26 protein-coding genes are annotated in these 26,400 nt (G+C 38.2%); 8 read left to right on the top strand and 18 right to left on the bottom strand.

Going from position 1 to position 26,400, the window contains the following annotated elements; genetic code table 11:
- Positions 1-134 precede the first annotated feature (134 nt).
- Complete coding sequence (locus tag LJY09_RS12665; RefSeq protein WP_063247899.1) at positions 135-776, top strand: LysE family transporter; 642 nt, start codon at positions 135-137, stop codon at positions 774-776.
- Here the strand turns inward: LJY09_RS12665 and LJY09_RS12670 are convergent.
- From LJY09_RS12670 to LJY09_RS12685, 4 genes are all read right to left on the bottom strand, one after another.
- Positions 762-1,583, bottom strand: coding sequence for an alpha/beta fold hydrolase (locus tag LJY09_RS12670; protein WP_098999381.1), 822 nt, complete (start codon positions 1,581-1,583; stop codon positions 762-764). The two genes, LJY09_RS12665 and LJY09_RS12670, sit on opposite strands and share 15 nt — an antisense overlap.
- Before the next feature lie 213 nt (positions 1,584-1,796).
- Entirely contained in the window at positions 1,797-4,223 is a 2,427-nt protein-coding gene (gene parC, locus LJY09_RS12675) for a DNA topoisomerase IV subunit A (protein ID WP_228307765.1), read from the bottom strand.
- Complete coding sequence (parE, locus tag LJY09_RS12680; RefSeq protein ID WP_028413163.1) at positions 4,220-6,196, bottom strand: DNA topoisomerase IV subunit B; 1,977 nt, start codon at positions 6,194-6,196, stop codon at positions 4,220-4,222. The genes parC and parE overlap by 4 nt, the downstream gene beginning before the upstream one ends.
- A 333-nt stretch (positions 6,197-6,529) precedes the next feature.
- Positions 6,530-6,943, bottom strand: a complete 414-nt coding sequence (locus LJY09_RS12685; protein ID WP_013057242.1) for a CoA-binding protein — start codon at positions 6,941-6,943, stop codon at positions 6,530-6,532.
- 205 nt (positions 6,944-7,148) lie between these two features.
- Between LJY09_RS12685 and plsY the strand changes: the two genes are divergently transcribed.
- Both plsY and LJY09_RS12695 read left to right on the top strand, forming a co-directional pair.
- Positions 7,149-7,742, top strand: coding sequence for a glycerol-3-phosphate 1-O-acyltransferase PlsY (gene plsY / locus LJY09_RS12690; RefSeq protein ID WP_014459891.1), 594 nt, complete (start codon positions 7,149-7,151; stop codon positions 7,740-7,742).
- Positions 7,743-8,121: 379 nt separating this feature from the next.
- The gene (locus LJY09_RS12695) at positions 8,122-8,412 is read left to right on the top strand and encodes a HesB/YadR/YfhF family protein (RefSeq protein WP_013057245.1); all 291 of its coding nucleotides are present in this window, start codon (positions 8,122-8,124) and stop codon (positions 8,410-8,412) included.
- Between the two features lie 42 nt (positions 8,413-8,454).
- Here the strand turns inward: LJY09_RS12695 and LJY09_RS12700 are convergent, their stop codons facing one another.
- The 3 genes from LJY09_RS12700 to tlp all read right to left on the bottom strand — a co-directional run bounded on the left by LJY09_RS12700 (position 8,455) and on the right by tlp (position 10,738).
- Positions 8,455-8,877 (bottom strand): acyl-CoA thioesterase, encoded by a 423-nt coding sequence (locus tag LJY09_RS12700; RefSeq protein ID WP_048019239.1) that lies wholly within the window; start codon positions 8,875-8,877, stop codon positions 8,455-8,457.
- A gap of 78 nt (positions 8,878-8,955) precedes the next feature.
- A complete protein-coding gene (locus tag LJY09_RS12705) occupies positions 8,956-10,383 on the bottom strand; it encodes a phospholipase D family protein (protein WP_416339298.1) in 1,428 nt (475 codons plus the stop codon).
- Positions 10,384-10,495: 112 nt separating this feature from the next.
- On the bottom strand, positions 10,496-10,738 hold the full coding sequence (gene tlp / locus LJY09_RS12710) for a small acid-soluble spore protein Tlp (RefSeq protein ID WP_013057249.1): 243 nt from the start codon (positions 10,736-10,738) through the stop codon (positions 10,496-10,498).
- A 172-nt stretch (positions 10,739-10,910) separates the two neighbouring features.
- On the opposite strand from tlp, the gene LJY09_RS12715 reads away from it, so the two are divergent.
- Positions 10,911-11,522 carry a hypothetical protein gene (locus tag LJY09_RS12715; RefSeq protein ID WP_034266493.1) on the top strand — a complete coding sequence of 204 codons (612 nt, stop codon included), beginning with the start codon at positions 10,911-10,913 and terminating at the stop codon, positions 11,520-11,522.
- A gap of 31 nt (positions 11,523-11,553) precedes the next feature.
- Here LJY09_RS12715 and LJY09_RS12720 read toward each other — a convergent pair whose 3' ends face one another.
- The 4 genes from LJY09_RS12720 to acnA form a co-directional block, all read right to left on the bottom strand.
- Complete coding sequence (locus LJY09_RS12720; protein ID WP_014459885.1) at positions 11,554-11,697, bottom strand: acid-soluble spore protein N; 144 nt, start codon at positions 11,695-11,697, stop codon at positions 11,554-11,556.
- A gap of 44 nt (positions 11,698-11,741) precedes the next feature.
- On the bottom strand, positions 11,742-11,885 hold the full coding sequence (locus LJY09_RS12725; protein WP_014459884.1) for an FbpB family small basic protein: 144 nt from the start codon (positions 11,883-11,885) through the stop codon (positions 11,742-11,744).
- Between the two features lie 212 nt (positions 11,886-12,097).
- Positions 12,098-12,697, bottom strand: coding sequence for a TlpA disulfide reductase family protein (locus tag LJY09_RS12730; protein WP_049164862.1), 600 nt, complete (start codon positions 12,695-12,697; stop codon positions 12,098-12,100).
- A 195-nt stretch (positions 12,698-12,892) separates the two neighbouring features.
- Entirely contained in the window at positions 12,893-15,613 is a 2,721-nt protein-coding gene (gene acnA / locus LJY09_RS12735) for an aconitate hydratase AcnA (protein ID WP_033579123.1), read from the bottom strand.
- Between the two features lie 221 nt (positions 15,614-15,834).
- Here acnA and sspO point away from each other — a divergent pair, with 221 nt between their 5' ends.
- From sspO to LJY09_RS12755, 4 genes are all read left to right on the top strand, one after another.
- Positions 15,835-15,984, top strand: coding sequence for a small acid-soluble spore protein SspO (gene sspO, locus LJY09_RS12740; protein ID WP_013083371.1), 150 nt, complete (start codon positions 15,835-15,837; stop codon positions 15,982-15,984).
- A gap of 212 nt (positions 15,985-16,196) precedes the next feature.
- Positions 16,197-16,337 (top strand): small acid-soluble spore protein P, encoded by a 141-nt coding sequence (locus tag LJY09_RS12745; protein ID WP_013057256.1) that lies wholly within the window; start codon positions 16,197-16,199, stop codon positions 16,335-16,337.
- Positions 16,338-16,489: 152 nt separating this feature from the next.
- Positions 16,490-16,930 (top strand): Hsp20/alpha crystallin family protein, encoded by a 441-nt coding sequence (locus LJY09_RS12750; protein ID WP_028413157.1) that lies wholly within the window; start codon positions 16,490-16,492, stop codon positions 16,928-16,930.
- 150 nt (positions 16,931-17,080) lie between these two features.
- On the top strand, positions 17,081-17,914 hold the full coding sequence (locus LJY09_RS12755) for a non-homologous end joining protein Ku (RefSeq protein ID WP_028413156.1): 834 nt from the start codon (positions 17,081-17,083) through the stop codon (positions 17,912-17,914).
- 22 nt (positions 17,915-17,936) lie between these two features.
- Here the strand turns inward: LJY09_RS12755 and LJY09_RS12760 are convergent, their stop codons facing one another.
- The 7 genes from LJY09_RS12760 to LJY09_RS12790 all read right to left on the bottom strand — a co-directional run bounded on the left by LJY09_RS12760 (position 17,937) and on the right by LJY09_RS12790 (position 26,399).
- Positions 17,937-18,335 (bottom strand): hypothetical protein, encoded by a 399-nt coding sequence (locus LJY09_RS12760; RefSeq protein ID WP_098999385.1) that lies wholly within the window; start codon positions 18,333-18,335, stop codon positions 17,937-17,939.
- A gap of 187 nt (positions 18,336-18,522) precedes the next feature.
- On the bottom strand, positions 18,523-20,235 hold the full coding sequence (locus tag LJY09_RS12765; protein WP_154972968.1) for a DUF2357 domain-containing protein: 1,713 nt from the start codon (positions 20,233-20,235) through the stop codon (positions 18,523-18,525).
- Positions 20,189-21,823 carry an MrcB family domain-containing protein gene (locus LJY09_RS12770; RefSeq protein ID WP_154972969.1) on the bottom strand — a complete coding sequence of 545 codons (1,635 nt, stop codon included), beginning with the start codon at positions 21,821-21,823 and terminating at the stop codon, positions 20,189-20,191. Before LJY09_RS12770 ends, LJY09_RS12765 begins: the two co-directional genes overlap by 47 nt.
- A gap of 420 nt (positions 21,824-22,243) precedes the next feature.
- Complete coding sequence (locus tag LJY09_RS12775; protein ID WP_228307217.1) at positions 22,244-22,732, bottom strand: hypothetical protein; 489 nt, start codon at positions 22,730-22,732, stop codon at positions 22,244-22,246.
- Positions 22,733-22,767: 35 nt separating this feature from the next.
- Positions 22,768-23,247 (bottom strand): (2Fe-2S)-binding protein, encoded by a 480-nt coding sequence (locus LJY09_RS12780; protein WP_154972971.1) that lies wholly within the window; start codon positions 23,245-23,247, stop codon positions 22,768-22,770.
- Between the two features lies 1 nt (position 23,248).
- Complete coding sequence (locus LJY09_RS12785) at positions 23,249-24,082, bottom strand: FAD binding domain-containing protein (RefSeq protein WP_154988657.1); 834 nt, start codon at positions 24,080-24,082, stop codon at positions 23,249-23,251.
- Entirely contained in the window at positions 24,069-26,399 is a 2,331-nt protein-coding gene (locus LJY09_RS12790) for a xanthine dehydrogenase family protein molybdopterin-binding subunit (protein ID WP_186806708.1), read from the bottom strand. The genes LJY09_RS12785 and LJY09_RS12790 overlap by 14 nt, the downstream gene beginning before the upstream one ends.
- Position 26,400 lies beyond the last annotated feature (1 nt).

Below are 26,400 nucleotides of genomic sequence, written 5' to 3' on the forward strand. Positions count from 1 at the left end.
ACTCAACGTTACATGTGTATTAAAAAAAAGAAAGTTTATGAGTATTTTTAACTAAATCTCGCTTCTAAATTATAAAATTCTAATCTATATATATATAAGCTACTATTGGACAAGTTAGAAAGGAGGCTGTGTTTGTGGAGTGGTTTTTGATTGCTATAAAACAAATAATTCTAGGTATTAGTCTCGCAGCACCGGTAGGCCCAATTAATATAGAGATGATTAAAAGAGGTCTGACAAAAGGATTTTGGGCTTCTTGGCTAGTTGGTTTAGGAGGAATGACAGCCGATATCTTATTTATGCTTCTCATTTTAATAGGGTTAACCCCTTTTGTTCAGATGCAGGCTGTTACGGTTGTCCTGTATGCAACGGGTTTTGTCATGCTCACATTTGTTGGCTTTCAAAGTATGAAACAAGCTGTCTCTCGTTCCTTTTCAGTAGATGTAAATAACCCCTCTGCTAAAAAAGATAAGTCGTTTTTTACAGGTTTTTTTATTGCTCTTATGAACCCTTTAAATATTGTGTTTTGGTTCGGTGTATTTGGATCAAGCTTAAGCGAAAGTCTTCAAAGTCAAACGTGGCTATCCGTCTTTTTTCATAGCTTCTTTATTATTTTTGGCATCATTCTTTGGAATTTAAATATTGCGGGCAGCATTCATTTTACAAGAAAATTTATCACGCCTAAGCTTTTTCGCCTCATTACGTTAGGTGCTGGTTTTTTACTTTTTTTATTTGGCTGCCAATTCGGTTTTAAATGTGTATCCTTACTTATCGGCTGAGCTTTTATTGATGAGTTCAATAAGGGTGTCGTTTACTTTCTCACGTTCATCATAAAAAAGACCGTGTCCACTATTTTCAAATGGGATCAGTGTAGAAAATGAAATGTGGCGATTCATTACTTTTGCAAGATCAAATGGACAAATTTGATCTTTTTTTCCGTGTAATATATATGTCTCAGCGAAAATTTGACTCAAATCTTCCCGTAAGTCTTCGTCTCGTAAAGACACCGCAGTTTTAATCGTTCCATGGCCAGATGCCTCTAAACCTAAATCTTGAAACCATCCTCTAAAAGCTGCGCTGGCAGGCTGATTAAAAAATTTTTTCCCAAAGTCTTCAAGCATGTTAGGACGATCTCTATACGTATTTTGAATAATTGTATTTACTTCTTCAGAAGGAAGTCCGTATGGAAAATCAGTTTTTTGAATAAAGCTTGGAGCCGCTGCCCCTAATAAAATTAACTTCTTCACGCCATATCCTAAGTGTCTACTCATATATCGAATGGCAATGGCTCCCCCCATAGAAAAGCCTACTAGCGTATAATTTTTAAGTCCTAATTTTTCTACTAACATACGAATATCATCCGCTAATTGATTGTAAGAATAGCCGGTGAAAGGCGCATCTGATTTTCCAAATCCTCGAAGATCAGGAGCAATACACCGAATACCGCAGGCCGGCAGCGTTGTAAATTGGTATTCGTACATTTTAGCATTAACAGGCCACCCGTGAAGGAAAAGAACGGGTTCCCCTTTTCCAATATCCCGAACAAAAAGTTTAGTCTTAGGAGTTACGTGAATAAAATAGTTCATATATAACACCTCCTAGATGTTCTTATATATATATGTTTTGGACAATTTGAACATTCAAAAGTTTCTTATAGGCTTGTGTAGGAGATGCATGATGTTCATTTGGAATGAGGAGTAGGAAAATCATTTTACATTGTTTATTTAGAACATAGTTCATTTTAAAAATATTGGGTAAAAAAAGTAGTAAAGCTTTAAAAGCTTTACTACTTTTTTTTGTTATTTTTCTTCCAGCCACATATCAACTAAATTGCCAGCTTCGCTTTGGTCCAATACGAATGAACCGTTGCTATATCGGTCACTAGCTCGCATTGTAGATGGATCAACCTGCTCGATTTGACCTTTAGATGATTCCACTATCATGTAATGTTCTTTAGAGATTACTTTTACTTTTGCAATTTGATGCGGATTAGATTTTAGTTCTCGGACCATCACTAGCCCTCGTTTTGCTCGTGCTGATTCTTCAAACTCAGCAATTTTTGTCTTTTTCACAGCTCCTCGCTGCGTGGCGATAAATAATTCAGTTGATAGAGCTTCATCTCCATCGAAGATAACGCCGCTTACAACATAATCATCGTCTTTTAAGTTAATTCCTTTTACACCAGAAGCGCGAGTTCCTACAATATTAATTTCTTCTTCCCGGAAACGCAGTCCGTAGCCAGAGCGAGTGGCAATAAACACTTGTTTTTTACCATCCGTTTGATATACATCGACTACTTCATCATCGCCTTTTAAATTAAGAGCGACAAGAGCTTTGGAGTAGCGCTGTGCTTTATATTGAAGTAATTCTGATTTTTTGACCATACCATTTTTCGTAAAGAAAAGCAGATACTGATTTTCTTTAAATTCTTTTACCGGTATCGCTCGTACAATCTGCTCTTCTTTATCAATTGGAACAATGTTCATGATATGCTGACCCATGTCTTTCCACCTGATATCAGGAAGTTCGTGCACTGGCATATATAAATAATTCCCTTTGTTTGTGAAGATGAGCAGCGTTTCGGTTGTATTAATTTCATACTTCGCTAAAATTCGATCCGTATCTTTCATACCGAAGTCTTGCCCGTTAGACGCGGCGTAAGAACGAAGACTTGTTCGTTTTACATATCCGTCTTTTGTGACTGTTACCATCACTTCTTCAGATGGAACCATCACTTCTAGATTAATTTTAATCTCTTCGATTTCCGCTTCAATTTTTGAGCGGCGTTCTGTACTGTATTGCTTTTTTACACGGCGTAATTCTTTTTTGATTACATTAAAAAGTTTTTTCTCGCTATGTAAGATTTCTTCTAACTCGTTAATTTTAGCACCTAGCTCTTCAGCTTCCGCTTGTAGAGCTGTAATGTCCGTGTTTGTCAAACGGTATAATTGAAGCGACACAATCGCTTCTGCTTGAGGTTCTGTAAATTCATATTTGCCAATTAAATTATTTTTAGCGTCGCGCTTATCTTTAGAAGCTCTAATCGTCGCAATAACTTCATCTAAAATCGACAGTGCCTTAATCAATCCCGCTACAATATGTTCACGTTCACGTGCTTTTTGCAGTTCGTATTTAGAACGATTTGTTACTACTTCTTTTTGATGATCAATATAAGCATCAAGAATGTTAGCCAAACTCATAAGCTTTGGTCGCTTTTTAGCAATGGCAACCATGTTAAAATTATACGGTACTTGCAGATCCGTATTTTTATAAAGGAAGTGAAGTACTCCTTGAGCATTTGCGTCTTTTTTTAATTCTACTACGATGCGCAGACCCGTACGATCCGTTTCATCGCGAACTTCAGCAATACCTTCCACTTTTTTATCTAAACGAAGCTCATCCATTTTCTTCACAAGGTTGGCTTTGTTTACTTCAAACGGAATTTCCGTAATGACAATTTGCTGTTTTCCGCCGCGAATGGACTCCACTTCCGTTTTTCCGCGAATAATAATTTTCCCTTTACCTGTCTCGTAGGCTTTCTTAATCCCGTCTACACCTTGAATGATTCCCCCTGTAGGAAAATCAGGACCTTGGATAGCCGTCATTAATTCTTCAATTGTACACGTTGGTTTATCAATTCGCATGATCGTTGCGTCAATAACTTCACCTAAATGATGAGGAGGAAGTTCTGTAGCATAACCAGCTGAAATACCCGTGGATCCATTCACTAGCAAGTTAGGAAACATAGCTGGTAACACAGTTGGTTCGCTGCTTGTATCATCGAAGTTAGACACAAACTCAACCGTTTGTTTGTCAATATCTCGTAGAAGTTCTGCAGCAATCGATGAAAGGCGAGCTTCTGTATAACGCATTGCTGCTGGGGGATCTCCATCAATACTTCCGTTGTTTCCGTGCATTTCGATTAATACATTTCTAACTTTCCATTCTTGACTCATTCGAACCATGGCATCATATACAGATGAATCACCATGAGGGTGATAGTTACCAATTACGTTCCCTACAGTTTTGGCTGACTTACGAAACCCTTTTTCTGCTGTATTTCCATCTACGTGCATTGCATATAAAATACGACGCTGAACGGGTTTTAACCCGTCTCTTGCATCCGGCAGTGCACGCTCTTGAATAATATATTTACTGTATCGACCAAAACGGTCGCCTAGTACATCCTCAAGAGGTAAATCTAAAAAGCGTTCTGTTTGTGTCATTGTACGTCCTCCTCTGCGACCGTTAATACATTTTCATTATCTAAAATATTTGGATCTTCTTCTAATCCAAATGCTACGTTACTTTCAATCCATTTTCTGCGTGGTTCTACTTTATCGCCCATCAAAGTGGTCACACGACGATCAGCGCGAGCAGCATCATCAATACGAACACGAATCAGCGTACGCGTCTCTGGGTTCATTGTTGTTTCCCAAAGCTGATCTGCGTTCATTTCACCGAGACCTTTATAGCGTTGAATCATATACCCTCTTCCTACCTTATCGATAGCACCTTGCAACTCTTCGTCACTCCATGAATATTCAACCACTTCTTTTTTACCTGACCCTTTACTTACTTTGTAGAGCGGTGGAAGAGCAATAAATACTTTTCCTGCTTCCACAAGCGGTTTCATATAACGGTAGAAAAACGTTAGAAGAAGCACTTGAATATGAGCCCCATCCGTATCCGCATCGGTCATGATGACTATTTTATCGTAGTTAATATCATCGATTGTAAAATCTGCGCCTACTCCTCCGCCTATCGCGTGAATGATCGTACTAATTTCTTCGTTTTTAAAAATATCTTGAAGTTTGGCTTTTTCGGTATTGATAACTTTCCCTCGCAGCGGCAGCACAGCTTGAAAGCGGCGATCCCTTCCTTGTTTTGCTGAACCTCCGGCGGAATCCCCTTCGACTAGGTACAGTTCGTTTCGCTGAGGATTTCTTGATTGCGCAGGCGTCAACTTCCCGCTTAGAACGGTTTCTTGACGCTTTCGTTTTTTCCCGTTTCTTGCGTCTTCTCTCGCCTTACGTGCCGCTTCACGCGCTTGAGCAGCTTTGATTGCTTTTTTTACAAGAAGAGAGCTTACGTCTGGATTTTCTTCTAGGAAATAGGCAAGTTTTTCAGAAATAACTGCATCTACCGACGAACGAGCTTCACTTGTACCTAACTTTCCTTTGGTTTGTCCTTCAAACTGAAGCAACTCTTCAGGTATTCTAACGGAAACGATGGCTCCTAATCCTTCTCGTATATCCGTTCCTTCTAAGTTTTTGTCTTTTTCTTTTAGCAGGCTTACTTTACGGGCGTATTCATTAAACGCACGCGTCATAGCGCTTTTTGCACCGGACTCATGCGTTCCCCCGTCTTTGGTACGAACATTATTAACAAATGATAAAATGGTTTCAGAATAACCATCGTTAAATTGAAACGCAAATTCAACTTCAATATTATGATGAATCCCTTCAAAAAAGACGACTGGATGAAGTGAATCTTTTTCTTCATTTAAATATGAAACGAAGGCTTGAATACCTGTTTCATAATGAAAGATATCTTGACGATCATGCCTTTTATCGATTAACTCTATTTTGAATCCTTTTAACAGAAAAGCCGATTCGCGGAGCCGTTCACAAAGCGTATCATAATTGTACACGGTTGTTGAAAAAATCGTGGCATCCGGTTTGAAATGAATCGTTGTTCCCGTTTTTTTTGTTTTCCCTATTTTTTCTAGCGTCGTAACCGGCTTTCCTCCATTTTCAAAACGCTGTTCATAAATAAATCCATCTCTATGAATGGTTACAGTCAACCATTCAGACAGCGCATTTACAACAGATGCACCTACTCCGTGTAAGCCTCCGCTTGTTTTATATCCACCCTGTCCGAATTTACCTCCTGCATGCAAGATGGTTAAAATAACTTCAGGCGTTGGTTTTCCTAGTTTATGCATGCCCGTTGGCATACCTCGACCTTTATCTTGTACAGAAATTGAATTATCTTTGTGAATGGTTACAATAATTTCTTCTCCGTAGCCTGCTAGAGCTTCATCGACAGAGTTGTCGACGATTTCATATACTAAATGATGCAGACCACGTGTATCCGTACTTCCAATATACATACCAGGACGTTTACGAACGGCATCTAATCCTTCTAGTACTTGAATTGCATCTTCATTATAATTAAATTGTTGTTTCCGAGCCATTCATACTACCCCTTTCATCACAACGAACATTACTACATTATGTATGAAACACAAACGTTTGCGCTTCGTGTCTAAGAATAAATGATCATGTATCCTATCTTTTAATTTTATAGTGTTCGCATCAACAGAACGTATGTTTCTATTTTTGCGTACTTACAAGATTTTAGCACAAATTTCCGTATTATAAAAGCAATATCTTGTGTATTCATGGATTATAAGCCTTATAAAGCTAGCTGTCTAACGTCTATTGTAGCGGAAACTCTCTTACTATTTCAACGCATGGTGAAACCCATGCAAGCAGTGTGCATGGGTTGGTTGTTCTGCTTATAGATCTTACTTTGTTAAAGCATGCTCGACTTTTATACAACGATCCATAACTACAGTATACCCTTTTTTAGCGAGCAGGTCATATGCTTCTTCATTAATTAAACCAGATTGTGCCCAAAATACGTCTGCATCTACTTCTAAAAACTCTTCTGCAACTTCAAGCAAATGCTCAGAGCGACGAAATACATTAACGATATCAATATGCCCTTCAATTTCTTTTAATGAAGATACGGCTTTTACGCCGAGCGCTGAGTTGATTGTTGGGTTCACCGGAATTATCTCGTAACCTTGCTGCTGCATGGCTTCTGAAACCATATAAGACGTTCGATGAGGATTATCTGATAAACCTACTACAGCAATGCGCTTGCTTTTTTTTAATATTTTACCAAGCTCTTGACGGGAAGGAATTTTAATGGACATGTCTATTACCTCTCTTAGCTATATAATATGTACTGAACAACATTCGCGATTTACAGTTGATTTCCTGCATATAGTACCCGTTTTCTCTATTTTTGTAAACGTCTTCTTTTTTTAAAATAATTGTCTCTCACCCAAAACTAACTATGTTTTTTTAAGTATCTCATGGTAAAATAGAAACGATATAGAAATAAAGGAGCTTTCAAACATGAATTATTTATTACCTATTCTTGCCTATATCTTGGGCTCTATTCCTTTTGGACTAGTTGTTGGAAAACTAGGATACGGCATCGATATACGAGAGCATGGAAGCGGCAATTTAGGCGGCACCAACTCGTTTCGTACATTGGGTGTAAAAGCCGGAATTATCGTTACGCTTGGAGACATTCTAAAAGGCACCCTAGCAGCTTCTTTACCGCTTTTATTTGATACAAATCAAAACATTCTCTTCATTGGTTTATTTGCTGTCATTGGTCATATTTTTCCTATTTTCGCGAAATTTAAAGGCGGGAAAGCTGTTGCCACATCCGCCGGAGTGATTTTATGTTATGAACCTCTTTTATTTGTTTTCGTGCTATTATGTTTTTTTATCTGCTTATACATAACGAAATATGTATCACTGTCATCAATGGTTACTGGGGTATTAACCTTTATCTACACGCTATTTAAACAAGACTACATGCTTATTATGATTATTGGTGTAATTGTAGCCTTTGTCATTTACAGACACCGCGCAAACATTACGCGAATTCTTAACAAAACAGAACCGAAAGTCACATTTTTATCAGGTAAAAAGAAATAAGAGGCTCTTCCTCTTATTTCTTTTTTTATAACCACTTTGTAAGCGAATACATTTCTTGTTTATTAGTTATACTGATACTAAAATAAGGAGGTGAATAATGTGAAGAAAAAATGCCCCATTTGCAAACGTAATAAGAAAATGGATTCACAGCTAGAAGGAAGCCGCTACTGCGTTCACTGCTGGGAAACCATTGGAAAACAATATGATTTTAAATGAAAGAATGAAACGATTTAATATAGAAATGAAGCATTCGCCTCTATATTAAATCGTTTTATTTTATTTTATCTTATTCCTTCCTAGCTGGATTCGTATATATTGGTAATTTATCTATCTTTCTACTATAATAAATGTATCCGCAGTATTGGAAGGAGCATAATTAATGAAATTAACAGTAACAGAAGCAGCAGCTACGTGGTACAAAGACGAAATGATGCTAGAAGGAAACGAAACAATTCGCTTTTTTGTTCGCTACGGCGGATGCAGCAACGTTCAAAAAGGTTTTTCTTTAGGTGTAAACACAGATTCTCCTAAAAACGTTGGCGTTGAAACAAAAGTTGACGGTTTAACATTTTTCGTAGAAGATGAAGACCTTTGGTACTTTGATGGTCATGATTTGACCGTAAATTATAATGAAGAAACAAAAGAACCTGACTTTCATTACGAAGCGTAAGAATAAAAAGCATCGATTTATCGATGCTTTTTATTCTTACGCTTAACCCTGCTTTTTGGCGTCTTCATAGGCTTTATGCCATTCCGGATAATTACGGCGAATCGAAATAGGCTTAAAGTTTTCTTTTTTTACACATACGTGTGACGATGTTCCTGTTAACGCAAGTTCTTCATCTGAATTAAAAATTTCGTATCCGTACACAACGCGTAGACCGTCATAGTTCTCAACCCAAGTATGTACCACAGCTGTCTCGCCATAATGAAGCGGCTTTTTATATGATGCCTGTATATCAATAACTGGCGACAGCACACCGTCTCTTTCCATTTGTGCATAGCTAAAACCTAAATCACTGATAAACTGTGTTCGGCCTATTTCCATCCATACTAAATAGTTAGCATGATACACAACGCCCATCTGATCGGTTTCTGCATAGCGCACTTCGATTTCTTTCTTCGATACTAGCATGATTCTACCTCCTCTTGCACTGTTCCTGTTTTATCTTACCATATAAGGAGAATATACTCCTACTAGTTTGGTTATTACTCAATATGTTGTAAGACTAAGCGCATCTTGAATACGATATATCAGTGTTTCCAGCCTCGTCATCTTATTTTCATACCTTTTATAAGGAAGTGTGTATGTGTAGTCTTTATTTGTCCATAGGCGGTCAAAATAAGCGTTTAGTTCCGTCATAACCTTTTTGTTAGGAGGTCCTGATACTTTAATATCCGTTTCTAAGTTCAAATCATCCAAATTTCGTTTTGTGAAATTTGCTGCTCCTGCAATAATCATTGCCTTTCTTTTGTTTCGAATAAATAAAGTTTTGGGATGATACTGCTCTTTTCCCGTATGATACCAGCGAACTTTAATATCGCCTTTAGATTTTTTCACAAGTTCTGCTGCGACTGGACGGTTAGGCAGTCCGAACTTTTTTCTTCCGAACGCATTTTCATTAGGGTCTAAAATTAATCGTACGTTTGCCCCTTGTTCGGAAGCTTTCAAAAGCGCCTTTATTACGGCTCGATCTCCAAGATAAAACATGCCAAGCCACACATCGTCGCCTTTTTTAGCATGACGTAAATCATGTAATACGTGCTTATAAATTTTGCCTTCTGTTAACAGCTGAACATAGAGGTCTCCCTTTTCTTTTTCTTTCTTCTTATACCGAGGTAAATCTCCTCCGTAAGAAAAATCAGACACGGCTTGTTCGCTTTTTACAACATCTCCAATGATATTCCCTTTTACTTCAAAGGCCATGTTGGAATTATAAAAGCTTGCATCATGAGGATTGGCAGAGGAGATAATAACGCTTTGATCGGTTGCTACTACTTTTCTGTGATTAGCTTTTACATTTAACAACTTAAAATAAGCACGGGCCGTCACGTTAGGCGCATTATTTCCGAAAGGATTCGTGATCCATCCAGTTCCTTTTTCACCAAACCACTGAACAAAAGTTCTCCACACTGAAGAATATAGTGGAATGGAGTCTCTGAGCTTAGATAAATTGGTTTGCACCACTTTGATTCCGTTTAGCCGCAGTGAATCTAACCACTTTGAATCATGTGAGCCGTAGGTTGTATTGATTTCATCTGTAATAAAGACGATTTCGATAGTAGGATGTTTTCGTTTCTTTTCAATCAGCTTACTTGCAAGTGTATCACTAAGGTGAGGAAACGTTTCACCTTGGTTATAGTAGCCATTAAATAGAAACATATCCATAATAATAAAAGCTTTTGCGTCATCAATCGCATTCGTAACTGCTTGAAAAATATGTTGTTCGGAAACCGACGTCTGTTGGTCTTGATACGTTAGGTCCGATAAAAGAAATACATCTTCTACTTTGTGAGGCTTACTTTCGTATGAAACTCCTTTAGGCAAGGGCTTATGCGTGTGATAAGAGCCCACAATAATCAAAACGACAAGTAAACTGACCAAAATCCTTACTATTTTCTTTTTCACGTGCTTTTTCACCTACATAAACCTCTTCGCTAGTTTATATTATTATTCACCTTACTAAAAAAATATAGAAAGAAAGCAGCTAAAACCGTTTATTTTTAGCTGCTTATTGTCGCTGTTTTACTTATTAAATCGTACCTTCGTAACCATTTTGACGAGCTTCTGATTCATCTTTTATTTCGCTGCGCATTGCTTCAATGCTTACTTCGCGATTGTGATTTTTTTGCTGAATGCGCTGACGTTCTTCTTCAGTGCTGCATGCAGCAGCTTCTTCTGCTTCTTCAATGTTTTTCATTGTATTTTGTACCATTGTTTGTAATTTTTCAACGTTATCACTGCGATCGTCTGGATTCGGTTTATTCCATGCCATTGTATCTTCCTCCTCAAAATAACTTTGTTACAATTGTAGTATGCCGGATTTGTTCATCTCTATAAGTGGAAAAAAATGATTTTAGTTTACATAATATAATTATAATTAAGTTAAAATGTATATATAAAACATACATAATATGGTAATATATACATACAAAGGGGGAATCGCTATGACCAAACGAATGATAACATTACTAAGCGTCATCTTTATTGCAGTGCTTGCCGTATTTTTTATGTCGCAAACTTCATTGGCATCCAAATTGACAATAAGTGCCTCTATCAAGCCTCACCATTACTCAAAACATGAAGAAAAAATGTTAGCCGTGACAAACTTAGACTACAAAAGTAATATCATGGCATACGATGTTAAAGCTCCTAATGGAGCAAAAGAAGCTTATGTAAAAGCTACTTATTATGAAAAGGGAAAAGCCAAACAACCTTTATTCTCAGGAGGGTTGACTGTTTCAAAAGAATTTGACATGTTTGCTATTACATATAAAATCGATGATGATACTCACAAAGTAATGTTTAATGTGGGAAGCAACGATACAAACCTAGGGATAGAAGCGGAAAAGCCAAAGAAAATGAACGGCTATTCCTTTACTGGATTAGAGAAAAAACAAAAAGTGAAAATGAATAAACCATATCCAGTTGCTGCTTTATTTGGTGACGATGGCAGTGGCATACGAGTTGCTCCGCTTTCAACCGATGACGGAGAAGTTGTTAAAGAGCTTATTTCGAGCAACCCTTACGTTTATTTATTCACAGTAGAATTCAAATAATAAAAAGTCGCTGAATTCAGCGACTTTTTATTCATTCACCTTTGGTTTGAATAACTTGAGGATGCTTGCCGGATGTATCTTGCATTTGTTTTCCGTTATTTCCACCAGCTTCTCTCGGTTGAGTGCCGATGTGATTCGGAACAAAACTTTTGCTTTGTTTTTTAGGATTTCCCATGCTTATCCCCTCCTCACCGTTACTCTAACCAACTTACTTTAAAGTTATTCAGCTCTTTCAAGCATACGATCTTCTAACCGCTTTTCAATTTCCAATTCAATGCGTTCAATTTCTGACTGATCTTTTAACAGCTGCGTTTTATTTTCTTGCACTAACTCTTCAAATGAACGTTTGCGTAATTTTCTCATGATTCCAACACCTACTTTATGTAATTTTTATGAAAAATCTGAAAAATCAAAATAAACTGATATCGTATAACTATCTATATTGTAACCAATTTGTCAGATAAGTAAACATACTTTTTGAAAAGTTGTAAGAAAGTTTGACATATTTACTGACTTATCTATATATACGATGGTAAAGTAAATAAGTTTCATTTTTAATAAAACAAGCAGCGAAGTTAATTCGCTGCTTGTTGAGCAAAGTTTTCCATTTGTTTAAGCGTCATTGGACCATTCACTCGCTGAACAATTTTCCCTTCTTCATCTATAAAGTAAGATGTCGGAATGGTGGACACCCGGTATTTTTTACTTCCCACAGTATCTTGGTCGTCCAATAATACATGAAACGTAAACTGTTTTTCTCTCAGAAACTTAGATACTGCCTGTTTACTACCTTCTGATGAAGTTAAATTAACCGCAAGCAGCTGTACGTCGTTTCCATATTTCTTATAAAATGCTTGCATATCGGGCATTTCTTTTTGACACGGCGGACACCATGTGGCCCAAAAATTTAAAATAACTTTTTTTCCTTTAAAGTCCGATAATTGAACAGTTTTTCCGTTCGTATCTGAAAGTGTAAACGGAGGTGCTGTATCTTTTGGTTCTAACCCATAAGCTTGACCAGAAGCCTGACGAGCACTATCGCCTTTTTTAATATTTAAATCCTTGTATTCGCTTAAGTTAGAATTATCGGATGCTTCATTTGGAGAAAGCCCTTCCCAAAGTGCGTAGCTAAGAAAGCCTACTAGAAGCAAGACCGCAATTATTTTTTTAACCATATGATCGGCTCCTTTATTTCTTCTAAAAAGTGATAATCTATGTACTAATAGATATGTGCAATATCTACTAAAATAATCCTTTTATCGGGCATTTTCTTTTATAATATAGCATATTTCCCTCTCACTTTTTGTAGAAAACGGTGCGTTTGCATAAAAAAAGAGCGGCTCACGAGAACCGCTCTTTTTCTTTATACCTTACGCATGTGTTTTAGACTGTAATTTATCACGAAGCACCATTTGAAGGATACCACCGTGACGATAGTAATCAATTTCAACTTCACTATCGAAACGAACCAGTACTTCAAATTCTTTTTTGTTTCCAGCTTCATCAGTTGCTGTTACTTTTACAAGATCACGTGGTTTTACTGTTTCATCAACTGCTACTGCAATTGTTTCTTTTCCAGTTAAACCTAATGTATCCGCGCTTTCACCATCTTTAAATTGAAGAGGTAAAACACCCATTAATACTAGGTTTGAACGGTGAATACGCTCAAAGCTTTCAGCGATTACTGTTTTAATACCTAAAAGATTTGTGCCTTTTGCTGCCCAGTCACGAGAACTTCCCATGCCGTAATCTTTACCTGCAAGTACAACAAGACCTGTACCTTGCTCTTTGTATTTCATACAAGCATCATAAATGCTCATTACGTCATTTGTTGGCCAGTACGTTGTCCAGCCGCCTTCTGTACCAGGAGCTACTTGGTTTTTAATGCGGATGTTTGCAAACGTACCGCGCATCATCACTTCATGGTTACCACGACGAGAACCGTATGAGTTAAAGTCTTTTGGTTCTACACCGTTTTCTTGAAGGTAAAGACCTGCAGGTGATGTTTTTGCAATTGAACCCGCTGGTGAAATGTGATCCGTTGTCACTGAGTCACCAAATTTCGCTACTACGCGAAGATCATTTAACGGTTCTACTTCACCTGGCTCTTCTGATAAGCCTTCAAAGAACGGTGGATTTTGAATGTATGTTGAATCATTCTCCCACGTATAAAGAGCATCTTCGCTCGTTTTAATTTCATTCCAGCGCTCGTTATCATCGAATACACGCTCATACTCGTTACGGAATAATTCAGGCGTTACGGTACGGCTAACAACTTCTTTAATTTCATCTTGAGAAGGCCAGATGTCGCTAAAGAATACTTCATTGCCGTCTGTATCAATGCCGATTGGATCTTTTTGTAAATCTACATCTACCGTTCCAGCCAGTGCATATGCTACAACAAGCGGTGGAGAAGCAAGGTAGTTACCCTTTACTAATTGGTGAATACGTCCTTCAAAGTTACGGTTTCCTGAAAGAACAGACGTTACAAGCAAGTCGCTGTCTGCAATCGCTGCTTCAATTTCAGCTTCAAGTGGACCAGAGTTACCGATACAAGTCGTACAGCCATAGCCTACGATGTTAAAGCCGATTTTATCTAAGTATGGAAGCAATCCTGAATTTTGAAGGTAAGCCGTTACTACTTTTGAACCTGGTGCTAAAGAAGTTTTCACGTAAGCTGGAACATCCAATCCTTTTTCTACCGCTTTTTTCGCAACTAAACCAGCTGCTACCAATACGTAAGGATTTGATGTGTTCGTACAGCTTGTGATAGCCGCAATAGCGATGGCACCTGTTTTCATTGTTGTTTCTGAACCGTCTGCAAGCTTAAACGTAACTTCTTTATCCACGTCTTTAGCATCAAGTCCGAAGCTTTGATTGCTAACAGGAGCTGTTAAAGCTTTCTTGAATTCTGTTTGCATTTGAGAAAGTGGAATTAAATCTTGCGGACGCTTTGGACCTGAAAGATTTGCTTCAATCTCAGCAAGATTAATCTCAACAACATCAGTGAAAATTGGATCTTCATTTTCTGGTGTAAAGAATAAACCGTTTGCTTTTGTATATTGTTCGACAACCTGAATGTCTTTTTCATCTCTTCCTGTTAAACGCATGTATGCTAATGCCTCTGCGTCAACTGGGAAGAACCCGCATGTTGCACCGTATTCAGGAGCCATATTAGCAATTGTTGCACGGTCAGCTAATGGAAGTTCAGCTACGCCAGGACCGAAGAATTCAACGAATTTTCCGACTACTCCTTTTTGACGAAGCACTTGCGTAACTTTTAACGCTAAGTCTGTAGCTGTAGTACCGTTTGGTAATTCACCAACAAGTTTAACACCGATTACTTCAGGAACTGGGAAATAAGAAGGTTGACCAAGCATGCCTGCTTCCGCTTCAATACCGCCAACACCCCATCCTAAAACACCGATACCATTAATCATCGTTGTATGAGAGTCAGTACCTACTAGAGAATCAGGGAAAGCTACGAATTCGCCATCTTCTTCAACAGCATGAACAACGTTTGCTAAATATTCTAAATTTACTTGATGCACGATACCAGTAGCTGGCGGAACTGCACGATAGTTATTAAATGATTTTTGAGCCCAGCTTAAGAAATTATAGCGCTCTGTATTACGTTGAAACTCAAGGTCCATATTAATTCGTAATGAGTCAGCTGTACCTGCTTTATCAACTTGTACGGAGTGGTCGACAACGAGGTCTACTGGAATTTCTGGATTGATTTTGTCAGGATCTCCTCCTAAATCAGCCATTGCTTTACGAAGTGACGCTAAGTCTACAACCGCTGGAACTCCAGTGAAATCTTGAAGAATAACACGAGATGGTTTGAAAGGAACATCGATATCTTTGATATCTTTTGTTCCCCATTTTGCAAGGTTTTCGACGTGTTCTTTTGTAATAACACGGCCATCTACCTGACGAAGAACAGATTCTAATAATACTTTAATTGAATACGGCAGCTTAGATACGTTACCTAAACCTGCTTCCTCTAAAGCTTGTAAGCGGTAATAATTATATGTGCTGCCATTAAGATCGAATGACGAACGAGCGTTAAAAACGTCTTTTTTAGTCATTGCTTTTACCCCCTTAAAATTCTATGTATAAAGGATTTACTTACCCCATCCTCTATTCCCTTCACCATCTATCTTAATATAATATTATACATAAGTAAATAAAAAGAATGTTATTAATTAACATAAGTTTCACTTATAACCTTTTTCCATCTGCCTTTTATTTTTCTAATAATTCATATTTCATTGATTTTTACGCATGCTAGAAACGGAGGTGATTCAACATGGCTAAACGCAAGTCAAACCACGTCATTCCTGGAGCTAACGCGGCTAGCGCTCAAGGAAAAGGAGCGGGTTATAATGAAGAATTTTCAAATGAACCATTAACCGAACAACAGAAACAAAATAATAAAAAACGCAAAAAAAATCAATAAAACACTCTCTTATTGGATATACTAATCACTAGTTAGAAAAGCAAAATCGTTTAACTCCATGAAATCTAACGAGAAGGCGTCATTATATATGGCGCTTTTTTTCTGTTCCCATTTCCTGTTTTTGCTAAACCTATTTTTAGAAAGGGGAATTTTTCATCGGATAAATCCCCTGTCACTATCCCACCCTAATAAATGAAAGGGAGGGTTTAACTATGAACAAAAACAGCAGCAAAGACATCAGAAGAAATGCGCCAAAAAGCAATTCTGGACAGCCCGAACCGCTAAGCGGATCTCATAAAGTAAAGAACCGTAAGCATTCTCGCCAAAAACACAATAGCGGACATGATATGTAAAACAGCGGCAAGCTCTCTACAGAGCTTGCTTTTTTATGCATAGAAAAGGCAGCTAGTACTTCAAGCTTATTCTTTGCACAGGAGTTCACTAAGTACATAAACGCGCATATGATAGTAAAGTGAAACAGTTTAAATAATGGAGGAACGTAGAAATGAAAAACAAGCGTCTGCCAGCAGACCAAATGTTTGTAAAAGGCTTTCAAGAGTTGTTAGAAGTCATGCTTTCAAATCCCTTTATGAGTTATTTAGATTATGATTCCGTTCGTATAGATTTATTTGAAACAGAACAATCATTTATTGTCGAAGCTGAATTATTAGGGTATCACCCTAAGGATATTATCGTTCAGATACAAGCTGACCACTTACAGCTCACAGCCAAAAAATACTGCCTTAGAGAATTTCATGATGAAAAGCAAGGAACGCTTGCAAGAGAACAAATGGAAGAAAGCGTTGAACGTACAATCGACTTTCCATTTCCATTGATGAATAAAAAGATTACCGCTACATTTAGTAACGAAATCCTTGAAATTACGATTTCCAAACATGAGACAAATGAATCTAATCAGCAAATAGTTCCTATTGAGTTCCAATAAAGCTGCAGATGTTGTCTCTGTAGCTTTATTGGAACTCTTTAATTGTTTATTTAGCACATAGTTTTTTTAGAAAGTTTTCCTTTTCAAAACAATTGGATATCTCATTTGTTTTACGGCACACTACTAAAAAAGAGTAAAAGGAGAACATTTATGCTTCATACTGCTTGGAAAGGTAAAATCAGCTTTGGATTAATTGACATCCCTATTAAACTGCACGGAGCAATTGAAGAAAAAGATGTAAAGCTGCGCACACTGCACTCCGTTTGCCATACACCCATTCATCAAGAAAAACATTGCCAAACGTGTGGACGAGAAGTAGAATCCGATGAACTGGTTAAAGGATACGAAACCGCGACCGGTCAGTTTGTTGTACTTTCACAACAGGAAATTGATCGTGTCAAAGAGCCCTTTGCAGCAAACAAAGCTGTTGAATTGTTGCACTTTGTTTCGTTAGATGACATTGATCCCCTGTTTTTTGATAAGCCCTACTATATTTCTCCTGAAGAAACGAGCCTAAAAGCTTATTATACGTTATTAAATGCACTTGAAATAACGAATAAAGTCGGTATTGCCAATGTATTTTTATATTCCAAACAGCAAATCGCCATTATTCGTTCCGTGGGCGGCTCTCTCGTTCTTCACACGATGCATTTTGAAGAAGAACTTCGTTCAGTCACAGATGTGCCTAACTTATCTACTACTTCTTCTGTTAATGAAAGTGATACACAAGTGACGGTGGAATTAATTGATAAGCTATCTACTTCTTTTAATCCATCTATTTACAAAAACAACTACCGAGATGCCTTACAAAGCGTCATTCAACAAAAAATAAATCAAGGCGAAGTTACAAAAGTAAGCGGAAGCGAAGAACGAGATATTCGACATTTAATGGAAATGTTAAAGGTGAGCATAGATCCTTCTACTTTACAGCCGACAAAATCAACAGCAGAGAAAAAAACGTCATCCTTAAAAAAGAAAGCATAAAAAAAGCTAACGAAGAAGTTCGTTAGCTTTCATTTGCAACAGAAGTCTTAGGAACAATAGCTCCATATGACGCCGGTATTTTTAAATATTGCGTTACTTGATCATTTTCCACAAAAACAATAAAGTTATCTTTTTTATCTTTTCCAATACCTTTTGCTTTTGCTTCAGACCAATTGAAGCCCAGCTTTTCATTTACCTCACTGCGGGTCATTTCCGGTCCAAAAACATATACTTTATCCCATCTAAAATCACATAATTCATTAAAATCAAGGATGGAAGCTTCTTCTTTACTTTGATTTGTTTTTTTAATTTCATTAATTACGGTTTGCTGAAGTTGCGCTTGGTTGCGTTCGCTGTATACCCTGTCAATAAAAAAAGTTGCCAATAGCGCTACTAACGTGAATAGTAGAATCTTTTTCACTTCGTTGTCCTCCTGATACGTTCTCTGCACATGATACGACTTCTTTTCGATACGGTTTTATTCTCTACTATTCTAGAAAATTCAACAGGAAAATACAACTAAAATCTCGAAATGTCATCAAAACATAAAAAACTTAACACTATGTCAACGCATAAAAAAAAGGCTTGTTCACGTTCTACCTATTTACCTAATCAGCGCTGAAAAGATTTGGTTCTTCCGTACAAATAGTTTTAATAAATTCTTCTACTAGCCCTTCCTCTCCCGGCAAAAAAGGCAGCGCACCCACTCCAACGCGTTCAATACTTTTATAAAAATGATGCTGCTTATAGCCTTCTGCTTTCCCTGGAAACAGCACAACCGCTGTTTGTACCGGTTTTATTCCATTTTCCTCTACAATAGCGTCTCGGTAACGGTGCATGGTATTAATATCTTCTTCTCTAGGAGAGGGCGTATCGTGATTTGGTTTGATACGATACTTAGCGTCAAAAAGATATACACTTTTTTTCTCCCCTTGCTTTACTTCAAGCAGCAAGTCTGGCTTTTGGATAACAGTATGAGTATGATGGTATTCTTTTTGATACCATAGCGTTACTTCTGCTTTTCCCACCTGAAAACGATGGTAAGAGGCCTGCACCCTGACATTCAACCCTTGTTCTGTCGTTGTCATGATGTTTTGTTCTATTCGTTTACCGTAAATTTGCAACTTCTTTAAAAGACTAACATACGTCCAGTATTCATAGAGAGTTGCGATATCTTTTAATGAAAGGTGGTAAAACTCTCCGTTAAGAGCCAACCCTCGCGTTAAGAACATAAAGTATCTGCTTGCTTCCCGGTAGCGGGGTGCCGTACGGAGTGTAGAAGGAAGAGTCGAAACTTGTATGGTCTTCACTCTTTGCCAGAACACATTGTTTAGCAGCCTTTTTAATTCGGTATGATTGGTTTCTAGAGCCGACACCGCTTCTTTTTTTACATATCTATCTTCTATCAATTTGTCAATTAGTGTAGTTAGCTTGTGATACAGCTGCGTCATCATCCATTTAACACTTTGATTTTCCAAATTATCATAGGTAGCTACATGTCTTGTGCCAATTGCTTTTGTGGGTACTACTTTTATATGCCGATTAATTTTAATTCCTCTGCTTGAAGATGCAAGATAGGTAGGGTGTGTTCGGACAAATGATATAGCCTGGCTATCTTGTTTTTTTATTTGATCTCCTCTCATGAGCTGATGTTCAACTTTTACCGATTGAAACGGCTGATTCTCAATCTGACGAACAGAATGAAGAAAGGGTTTCATATAGTGAGAGAGCACATGATAAAATTCCGTCCATGTTGCTTGTTTAGACCAAACCGATTTTGCTTCAATATACGTTTTACGGAGCATATCGTATGCCAAATCATGAATGTATCCGTTCACTTCATCAACCATGCGTACATAATCTGTCTTGTAGCTCATCTTTGATGGGAAAATTTCAAGAGTAAAAGACAGCTCTTTTTCTATTTCACTGTAGACATGAAACGTAGAATACCCTACCTCATTTTGAAAGCTTATATTTCCTGTTAAAATGTAGGGGAATCCTACGGTTTGAAAACTTTGTTCAACTGCTTTTGAGTCGTGATTAACAAACAGACTTGTTTCATTTTTTGAAACAACTGTAATTTGATAGGTTTCATTTTCAAAAAATAAAGGCTCAAGCGGCGGTTTGGAAGTCATCATGCCTTTTGTTTGATTTAGTACTTTTACATGTGTGATTCCTTTTCCCGTACAAGAAAAAAACATCACTTCTTCTGCAGAATTTATTTTTTTCTTATTCTTTCCTTTTATAACCACCGTACACGTATCGGTTTCAATTTCAACGTACGGTATTAATCCAAAATGACGTGTATCCGTATACTTCAAAACGTCTCATCATCTCCATTATTTTGCGTGCACTTTTAGGAAATCTCATCCCGTCTGCGTTGACAACAGCTGTCTCAAATTCATCATCGAGCAGCGTATTTGTACAGTAATAATAAAGATTTTTTAATAGGTCAAATGTGTAAGCATCGCTTCCTGAAATACGAGGCAAAACTTTTTGCAATATCTGAAAATCAAACGCCTGATCAAATGTAAACACTCCGCTTTTCACTGCGTAAATTAGATAAAAGCATATTTCGTCGCGTACGCGGTAACCTATTTGCAAATCGACTTCTGTAAGCATCTCGTTGACGGTTAGCAGTTCATTTGTTACTTCGTGAATGAGCTCAGCATGTTCAACATACGCATCTTTTAAGTGAACGTATTGACTTTGAATTTGTACATTTTCAATACTGTGCCGAGGTGGATCTCTATCATCTAAAAAATCAAAAGAATCGAGCTGAATCTTATTCAGCTCAATGGTGTTGGTACGATCTAACAACTTTTGACTAAACCCATGAGTTGTTTCATCCATATTAATGGTACCGATAATGAGAAGGTTAGATGGCAAATAAATATCTCGGAACATCTTATGTCCAGGAAATAACGGAGCTGTTTTGATTTTCCCTTTTGACCAGCTTCTGCTTTCCATCACGCTTAAAATATCGCTAAAATAATGTTCAACTCGAGCTAAGTTCATTTCATCCAATATGGCAACATATGTGTAAGCTGGATGCTGAATGGCTTGCTGCATAATCGACAGAAACGATCCTCTGCGAAAATCTCCTCTTAAATCAATATACCCTAATAAATCTGAACTATCGTGCCAATCGGGCCGAACTGGAATAAGCACTTGTCTGCCATTTTCAATCGTGGAACCGATACTATCTGCCAAGAGCTGCGCAAGCTTTGTTTTCCCTGTCCCGCTCATTCCTGATAAAACAATAAAAGGCTTGGTCTTTAAAGCAAAGTAGGCGTTGGCTATATCTTGTCGTTCGTATGTAAATCCAGATTTCTTAATGTACTCATGAATGTGGACGATGGCGTCTTTATCGCCAATCATCTCTTTGCTCATTCCGTATGTTTTTATATACTGTTCATGCATACTCAGCAGTAAATGCAAGTCATCTTGAAGCTGATCATTGTTAGGTAAGTCTGCTATATTGTAAGGAAGATAAAGAGCTACCCTATCCTCAAAGCTTTTCGCTTCCATGCTTGTACCAATGACAATATGATTATCTTTCAATAAGCGGGCATGTTCAGGAGTAAAAAAACGAATGTCTTTCAGGTCAGTTCCTTCTTCTGAGTCTCCTCTCATCATGGCTAAGTAAATACGCTGACCGTCTTCACTGAATAAATATGCTACTATCACATCACTCTCTATATTCTTATTGGCAAGGGTCACGTAAGGAAATGTTTCAACGTGGTGGCCCGATATACGCATTTCTTCTCGATTTATATGCTCCAATCGATAAAGAGAAATCGGAAGCCGGCGTGTAAGCATATTTTCTATTTCATGTTTTACAAGTACGTCTCCACCCATTTGTTTATAATGTTCCGCTACATACAGCAGCCGATCGCGCAAACTCATCGAATTCTCTCCTTTCTGCCTTCACTGCAGTTTGTAAAAATAAAAAGCATCGTCAGTTGACCACGCAAAAGTTTCGTTTCTTTTATTATAGACGCTTTCTTCGTATCGTAAGCTATTTTATAACGTTAGAAAACACTACATTATTCTTTTCTCTACATATATGTTTATGTTCATTTTAATGAAACATGACAGAAAAGAAAAGCGTTAGGGGCTTAATGAATGAAGAGGTAATGATACGAACAGAAAAATAGGCCGCTTCTGTACGCAGTGATAAAATCACCATTATACTACATGATTATTTGATGTCTGATGCTTTTGGCTGAGTAAAGAAAAAAATAAAAATAATAAGCGGCAGCGCGATAAGAAAAACACTCGTCTCTGAAGGCCTTACTGTAGGTATATCCGTTAATGACATTTTAATCAGTCCTTTGTAAATTTTTCAACTAAGTCAGGATTTACATAAAAATGTTTTGATACGGTAAGATGGAAAAACTGAGAGGATTGATTTAGTTCACTTAATGCAGGTTCTGTTTTAGGAACGCCCAAAATAGGTCCACTTACGTTAATGGTAAACCTTCCAGAAGAAATAAAGGCGCCCGACACATTAATCTGGTTATTAAGCAGCAAAGCCGCAAGAATCACATCAATCATATCAATAATGATATTAATTCCTGCATCTCCGTCTTTTCCTTCTATTCGGCTGGTTCCTGTAATAGGTCCGCCTACTGAAACACGAAAAGCTCCGGGTGTCACAAATACGCCTATAATTGTTATTTGGCCAGTTAATAATAATATAGCTGTTACTACATCCAGATTTCGTTGAATGGCAAAGATCAGTTCCCTTTCTTTGTCAAAGCCGCTTTTCCATTCCACATTCTCCACACCCTTAGCACATACTATTCTAAACACGTGTAAATGTTATTCTATTTTTCCCTTTTCCTTTCTCACTCCCCCTCCGAAAAGTGTAAAACAGATTTTACTGCGTCTTCAATTTCTTTATACCCTGTACATCTGCATATATTGGAAGCAAGCCACTCCTTTATAACATCGTCACTGCCTGAAGGATGGCGTTTGGAAAGCAAATGAGCATTCATGATAAAACCCGATGTGCAATAACCGCACTGAAAAGCAAAGTGTTCAATAAAAGCTTTTTGCATAGGTGAACTCTTCAGCCCTTCTATAGTCATTATTTCTTTCTCTTCTGTTTCTGCCGCTAACATGAGACAAGATTTCATTGGCCGCTGATTTATCCCTACTGTACAAGTCCCACAGTCCCCGTTTAAACAGCCTGGTTTTGCTCCGGTAAGGCCCAGCTTTTCTCTTAATACGTAAAGCAACGTATCTGCTGTTCGGATATCAACCATTTTTTCTTCACCATTAACCTTTAGCTTAATTGTTATTCTATAGCGTTCATCTTTTAGCATGTTACGTTCCCCCCAGCTCTGTGAAAATATCAAACAATAAATTTTTAATCACAAATTTGCGATAGCGATTCGACCCTTCCCCATCATTTAAAATTGGAGCCGGTATATAATCAAGAGCATTTTGAATTCGAGCTTCTAATGGCGTTTCTTTATGATTTAGCACTTCTTCTATTTCTGCTGAGCGAAAAGGAAACGAACATACTCCGCTGAAAGCTACTCGGATGGTTCCTTCTGTTTTTAACGCTGCTATTGTCACTAATGGATATCCTGTGTCCCACTGCTGGCGCTCTTTTATACTCATATATGGCAGGGCAGCATACTTCGTTTCAACAAACACCTGAACAAGAAGTTCTCCGTTTTTCAGCTGCAAACGCCGGTTAAAAAGGTCGTGAATCGAATAGATATTTGTTCCAGCAGGACCTGCCACTGCAAGTTGACTATCTGTTAAAAGCAGCGGCAATACCGCTTCTCGATAAAAAATATGCCCACAAATATTTCCTCCTAGCGTTATTTTATTTCGAGCCGTGTGATCAGCCACTTCGCTAGCAGACTTACTTAATAAAGGAAATAAGTTTTTCTCTTCCAGTTCAGTCAACGTTACACCTGCACCAAAAATCATCCAGTCTTCATCGGCTTCTGCTTTTTGAAACTCGGGTATATTTTTTATATCAATAACAGCATGGGTAACAAACAAACCCAATCTTCCTAATGTCAGAATTTCAGTGCCGCCAGCATAATACCGCGGCTGTTTGCCTTGATTCTCTAACTCTTGAAACAGGGCAACTGCTTCTGAAAAGGTAGCAGGTTTATAGTATTCAAAGTCAAACGAAATCATCTGCATTCCCTTCTTTCATTCTCCAAATCAATTCTGGAATAAGAGGAAGTTGATTTAATTCTGTTTCTGCTGCCACCGTTAAGCTGTTTCCTAAAGAAGCCGGCATACCAAGCAGCCCGTGTTCTCCGACTCCTCTAGCTCCGTACGCCGCATCTAATTGAGGCGTATGAACAAAATCTACTACGTACTCCGGATGCTCTCCGTAGCGAAGAGGACGATATTTCCGAAGCTGAGGATTTAAAATACGGCTATTTGAATCAAACCAAAATGTTTCTCTGCCTGCAAACGATAGTCCCATACTCATCGCACCCATGACTTGCCCTCTTGCCATTTTCTCGTTTAGCACGGTTCCTATATCAATAACAGAAATAGCTTTTACAATACGATATCTATACGTTCTAGGGTTATATTCTACTTCAACTCCTTCAGCTGCTACCGTCCATTCAGGCCCCGGACGCCCAGCTCCCGTTTCTTTATCCAAGTAAGTCATGCCCCTTAAAATATAGTTTCCTCTCCCTATGATTTGCCCTCCAATTGCATTTCCGTTCGGATATTTATAGCCATACACAATCTCTTTAAATTTCAAAGAAGTCTCGGGCTCATCCCGTAAAAAAACTTTTTCATTTTTTATTTCGATATCTTCCTCAGAAGCTCGAAATATACAAGAAGCAATCTTTTTTAATTGGTTAATCACATCTTCAGCGGCTTCTAAAACAGCTCTTCCTGCCATAAAAGTTCCTCTGCTAGCCACCGTTTTCCAATGTTCAGGAGTCGTTTGAGTATCTACTTCCATTCGCACATGAATACGTTCCACGCGCATCTGCAATTTTTCAGCCAGTATTTGCGCGAGCACGGTTTTCGTTCCCGTGCCTAATTCAATAACGCCAGACATTAAATTCACGCTTCCATCCGGATTGAATGTTAGAATAACACCGGAACCTGCGTTTGTTTCAATGGTAGAGGTTTTCCAGACGCAGCTAATCCCCTTAGCAGTAATAAGGCCGTTTTCATGCACCGTTCTCTGTCCTTCCTCCCATTTGATCAGCTGCTTCAAGCGACGAATACATTCTGGTAAGTTACCGACGCTGCTAGACGTTAAACGTACTTGCGTAGGCGTAGTATCGCCCGGCAAAATAGCATTTTTTTCTCTAAACTCCAAAGGATCTATACCTGCTTTTTTAGCAAGGATGTCCATCGTGCGCTCGAACGCAAATAATAGTTCTGAGTGGCTGAATCCTCGAAAAGGAGAAGCGTAAGGGTGATTTGTATATACACATAATGAATCACAAAAAATATGTTCAAGACGATAAGGTCCTGTACAGTCAGCTGCTGCAGCTTTACTCAGGTCCGTTCCTTTATCTGCATAAGCACCGCTGTCAAACAAATAAAGAATGTCAGCAGCCTGCAAGAGCCCCTCTTTAGAACAACCTAACTTGATTTTGGCATCTAGACCTATGTGAGCAGGCGAAGTGAGCATATCTTCTTCTCTTGTATTTAATATTTTAACCAGTCTTCCACCAACAGCTTTTGAAGCTATATAGGCAAGCAACTCCAGCTGGACAGCTGCTTTTCCTCCGTAGCCTCCTCCTACTAGCGGTGTTTCAACGATCACTTTTCCCGCTTCAATTTCAAAGTACTCACTGATTAATTTTTTCACCATAAAAGGAGCTTGAGAAGAAGTGATAATTTTAACTAATCCATTCGGAAGAATTTCAGCAGCGGCACTTCTTGTTTCCATTGCCGCGTGATCTGAAGGAGATAGAGAAAACGTTTCTTCAACTATTAACTCACTTTTTTGCCAACCTTCTTCCATATTGCCTTTTCGTATTTTGACTCTGTTTGCTACGTTGGTGCCGGGCTCTGGATACACCGTTTCATCATGCTTGTAGATGTGCATATGTTCATGCACTAAAGGAGAATCCGGCTCAATAGCGGCGCTAGGAGAATGAACGACAGGTAACGGCTCATATTGAATATGGACAGCACTCGCCGCACGCTCAGCGAGTGCAGGAGTCTCTGCTACTATAAGGACTACGGCTTCTCCGTGATACCGCACTTTTTCAAACGCAAGCGGTCGCCGGTCACGAACTCCCTCTCCGGTTAACGGCAAATGCTCACCCGTCACAACTGCATGAACACCGGGAGTAGCGATCGCTGCTTGAATGTCTATTGCTTGAATTCTTGCATGAGCGTAAGGACTGACTACTATTTTGGCGTGAAGGGAACCTTTAAAACTGTAATCATTCGTGTACCGAGCTGTTCCCGTCACTTTTTCTAACGCATCTTTTCGAATCACGCTTTTCCCAATAACATCCACT

Origin of the sequence: Priestia sp. J2, assembly GCF_020790095.1 — a bacterium.
Taxonomy (GTDB): Bacteria; Bacillota; Bacilli; order Bacillales; family Bacillaceae_H; genus Priestia; species Priestia zanthoxyli.

What these genes read in the sequence shown, in the direction of transcription:
- LJY09_RS12670 (WP_098999381.1), bottom strand. Translation starts at nt 1,583, where the DNA reads ATGAACTATTTTATTCACGTAACTCCTAAGACTAAACTTTTTGTTCGG.
- parC (WP_228307765.1), bottom strand. Translation starts at nt 4,223, where the DNA reads ATGACACAAACAGAACGCTTTTTAGATTTACCTCTTGAGGATGTACTA.
- parE (WP_028413163.1), bottom strand. Translation starts at nt 6,196, where the DNA reads ATGGCTCGGAAACAACAATTTAATTATAATGAAGATGCAATTCAAGTA.
- LJY09_RS12685 (WP_013057242.1), bottom strand. Translation starts at nt 6,943, where the DNA reads ATGTCCATTAAAATTCCTTCCCGTCAAGAGCTTGGTAAAATATTAAAA.
- plsY (WP_014459891.1), top strand. Translation starts at nt 7,149, where the DNA reads ATGAATTATTTATTACCTATTCTTGCCTATATCTTGGGCTCTATTCCT.
- LJY09_RS12695 (WP_013057245.1), top strand. Translation starts at nt 8,122, where the DNA reads ATGAAATTAACAGTAACAGAAGCAGCAGCTACGTGGTACAAAGACGAA.
- LJY09_RS12700 (WP_048019239.1), bottom strand. Translation starts at nt 8,877, where the DNA reads ATGCTAGTATCGAAGAAAGAAATCGAAGTGCGCTATGCAGAAACCGAT.
- tlp (WP_013057249.1), bottom strand. Translation starts at nt 10,738, where the DNA reads ATGGCATGGAATAAACCGAATCCAGACGATCGCAGTGATAACGTTGAA.
- LJY09_RS12715 (WP_034266493.1), top strand. Translation starts at nt 10,911, where the DNA reads ATGACCAAACGAATGATAACATTACTAAGCGTCATCTTTATTGCAGTG.
- LJY09_RS12720 (WP_014459885.1), bottom strand. Translation starts at nt 11,697, where the DNA reads ATGGGAAATCCTAAAAAACAAAGCAAAAGTTTTGTTCCGAATCACATC.
- LJY09_RS12725 (WP_014459884.1), bottom strand. Translation starts at nt 11,885, where the DNA reads ATGAGAAAATTACGCAAACGTTCATTTGAAGAGTTAGTGCAAGAAAAT.
- LJY09_RS12730 (WP_049164862.1), bottom strand. Translation starts at nt 12,697, where the DNA reads ATGGTTAAAAAAATAATTGCGGTCTTGCTTCTAGTAGGCTTTCTTAGC.
- acnA (WP_033579123.1), bottom strand. Translation starts at nt 15,613, where the DNA reads ATGACTAAAAAAGACGTTTTTAACGCTCGTTCGTCATTCGATCTTAAT.
- sspO (WP_013083371.1), top strand. Translation starts at nt 15,835, where the DNA reads ATGGCTAAACGCAAGTCAAACCACGTCATTCCTGGAGCTAACGCGGCT.
- LJY09_RS12745 (WP_013057256.1), top strand. Translation starts at nt 16,197, where the DNA reads ATGAACAAAAACAGCAGCAAAGACATCAGAAGAAATGCGCCAAAAAGC.
- LJY09_RS12750 (WP_028413157.1), top strand. Translation starts at nt 16,490, where the DNA reads ATGAAAAACAAGCGTCTGCCAGCAGACCAAATGTTTGTAAAAGGCTTT.
- LJY09_RS12755 (WP_028413156.1), top strand. Translation starts at nt 17,081, where the DNA reads ATGCTTCATACTGCTTGGAAAGGTAAAATCAGCTTTGGATTAATTGAC.
- LJY09_RS12770 (WP_154972969.1), bottom strand. Translation starts at nt 21,823, where the DNA reads ATGAGTTTGCGCGATCGGCTGCTGTATGTAGCGGAACATTATAAACAA.
- LJY09_RS12780 (WP_154972971.1), bottom strand. Translation starts at nt 23,247, where the DNA reads ATGCTAAAAGATGAACGCTATAGAATAACAATTAAGCTAAAGGTTAAT.
- LJY09_RS12785 (WP_154988657.1), bottom strand. Translation starts at nt 24,082, where the DNA reads ATGATTTCGTTTGACTTTGAATACTATAAACCTGCTACCTTTTCAGAA.